The sequence below is a fragment of the Streptomyces endophyticus genome, assembly GCF_035798155.1.
Taxonomy (GTDB): Bacteria; Actinomycetota; Actinomycetes; order Streptomycetales; family Streptomycetaceae; genus Streptomyces; species Streptomyces endophyticus.
On record NZ_JAOZYC010000078.1, the window covers coordinates 1 to 653 of the forward strand.

Genomic DNA, 653 nt, shown 5'->3' on the forward strand with positions numbered 1-653 from the left:
GCCGCGATCATCTTCATCTGCGGCGAGTCCTCCTGGCGGGAGGAGAAGCGGGCGAAGAGCGACGCGGTGATCGCGGGCAGCGGCACCGAGTTGTCGATGGCCGCCTCGACGGTCCAGCGGCCCTCGCCGGAATCGGCGGCAAAGCCGCGCAGCTTGTCGAGGTGGGTGTCCTCGTCGAGCGCGTTGACGGCGAGGTCGAGCAGCCAGGAACGGATGACCGTGCCCTCCTGCCAGGAGCGGAAGACCTCACGGACGTTGTCCACGGAGTCGACCTTCTCCAGGAGCTCCCAGCCCTCGGCGTAGGCCTGCATCATGGCGTACTCGATGCCGTTGTGGACCATCTTGGAGAAGTGGCCCGCGCCGACCTTGCCCGCGTGGACGTAGCCGAAGTCGCCCTCGGGCTTGAGGGCGTCGAAGACCGGCTTGACCGTGGCGACGTTCTCCTCGGAACCGCCGACCATGAGCGCATAGCCGTTCTCCAGGCCCCACACGCCACCGGAGACACCCGCGTCGACGAAGCCGATGCCCTTGGCCGCCAGCTCCTCCGCGTGCTTCTCGTCGTCCGTCCAGCGCGAATTGCCGCCGTCGACGACGATGTCGCCCTCGGAGAGCAGGTCACCGAGCTCGTCGACGGTCGACTGGGTCGCGGCACC

Annotated in this window: 1 protein-coding gene; it reads right to left on the reverse strand. The window is 68.3% G+C overall.

The window, feature by feature from the left end:
• Positions 1 to 653, reverse strand: a 653-nt coding sequence (locus OKJ99_RS10120) for an NADP-dependent phosphogluconate dehydrogenase (RefSeq protein WP_326015537.1), incomplete at both ends; no start/stop codon positions are given.